The sequence below is a fragment of the Nocardia carnea genome (assembly GCF_029869215.1).
Taxonomy (GTDB): domain Bacteria; phylum Actinomycetota; class Actinomycetes; order Mycobacteriales; family Mycobacteriaceae; genus Nocardia; species Nocardia carnea_B.
Window position 1 is genome coordinate 1 of record NZ_JARWPM010000095.1, and the last position, 1,775, is coordinate 1,775.

Genomic DNA, 1,775 nt, shown 5'->3' on the forward strand with positions numbered 1-1,775 from the left:
GGTTACGGCCGCGGCGCGCGGATGAAGTTCGAAGCCGACAAGGTCACCGTGCTCGGCGGAGTCCGGCACGGCCGGACCATGGGCGGACCGGTCGCCATCGAGGTCGCCAATTCGGAATGGCCGAAATGGACCACCGTGATGTCGGCCGACCCGGTGGACGAGGCCGAACTCGCCGATCTGGCCCGCAACGCCCCGCTGACCCGGCCCCGCCCCGGCCACGCCGACTACTCCGGGATGCTCAAATACGGATTCGACGACGCCCGCCCGGTACTGGAGCGGGCGAGCGCCCGGGAGACGGCGGCGCGCGTCGCGGCCGGCACGGTGGCACGCGCGTTTCTGCGCCAGGCGCTCGGAGTCGAGGTGATCTCGCATGTGGTCTCCATCGGTACCGCGGCGAACACCACCGGTGTGGTGCCCACGGCAGCCGATCTGGCCGCGATCGACGAAAGCCCGGTGCGGGCCTTCGATTCCGCCGCCGAAGCGGCCATGATCGCCGAGATCGAGGCCGCGAAGAAGGACGGCGACACCCTGGGCGGTGTCGTGGAGGTGGTCGTGGACGGGCTGCCCATCGGCCTGGGTTCGTTCACCAGCGGGGAGAACCGGCTCGACGCACGGCTCGCGGGAGCCCTCATGGGGATTCAGGCCATCAAGGGCGTCGAGGTCGGCGACGGTTTCGAAACCGCGCGGCGGCGGGGCAGCCAGGCGCACGACGAAATGCGGCCGGGCCCGGACGGAGTGCTGCGCTCGACCAACCGCGCGGGCGGCCTCGAAGGCGGGATGACCAACGGCGAGGCACTGCGGGTGCGAGCGGCGATGAAGCCCATCTCCACCGTGCCGCGCGCGCTGGCCACCATCGATATGTCCACCGGTGCGGAGGCCGCGGCGATCCACCAGCGCTCCGACGTATGTGCGGTGCCGGCGGCCGGAGTCGTCGCCGAATCCATGGTGGCGCTGGTCGTGGCGCAGGCGGCCTTGGAGAAATTCGGCGGCGATTCGGTGGCCGAAACGGTGAGCAACCTCGACGGCTACGTGAAGCGGATCAGCGGGCGCCCGCATCTGAACCCGGGCGAACACGTCGCCGACCCGGCGTAATGATCGTGCAGACCGATCCGCACAGCCCGCGGGTGGTGCTGGTCGGCCCGCCCGGCGCGGGAAAGACGACCATCGGCCGGAAACTGGCGCGTGAACTGGGCGTCGACCTGTACGACACCGACGCCGGGATCGAGCAGGCGGCCGGCCGCAGCATTCCCGAGATCTTCGCCACCGACGGCGAACCGGAGTTCCGCCGGCTCGAGGAAGAAGTGGTCGGCCGGGCCCTGCGCACCCAGCGGGGCGTGGTCTCCCTCGGCGGCGGCGCGATACTCTCCGCGCGCACCCGGGCACTGCTGCGCGACCGGACGGTGGTCTACCTGGAGATCAGCATCGCCGAGGGTTTGCGCCGCACCGGCGCCACGAACAACCGGCCGCTGCTCGGCGGCGCCGACCCCGGGGCGAAATACCGCGAACTCATGCGGATCCGGCGGCCGCTGTACCGGGAGGTCGCCTCGGTACGGGTGCGCACCGACGGGCGCAGCCCGGGTCGCGTGGTCCGCGCGATCATGGCGAAACTCGCCCTGGAATCGGTACTACCGGAGACCACGGAGAAGAGCCGCACCGGCGCGCCGACACCGCAGCGCACCAGCCGTTCGCGGGCCCGGCGCCCGGCCCCGGCGCGGGCCCCCCCCGCCCCCCCCCGCCCCCCGAAAGGCCCCGCGCCCGCCCCCGGCCGCCCCCCC

General features: G+C 72.7%; 2 protein-coding genes. Both read left to right on the plus strand.

Features of this window, described 5'->3' with window-relative positions; all coding sequences use genetic code 11:
• The coding region (aroC, locus tag QH276_RS05275) for a chorismate synthase (protein WP_280406645.1) at positions 1–1,092 on the plus strand (1,092 nt) is incomplete at its 5' end.
• Positions 1,092–1,775 (plus strand): shikimate kinase (locus QH276_RS05280; protein ID WP_280406646.1); only part of this gene is annotated, 684 nt, incomplete at its 3' end. The genes aroC and QH276_RS05280, both read left to right, overlap by 1 nt.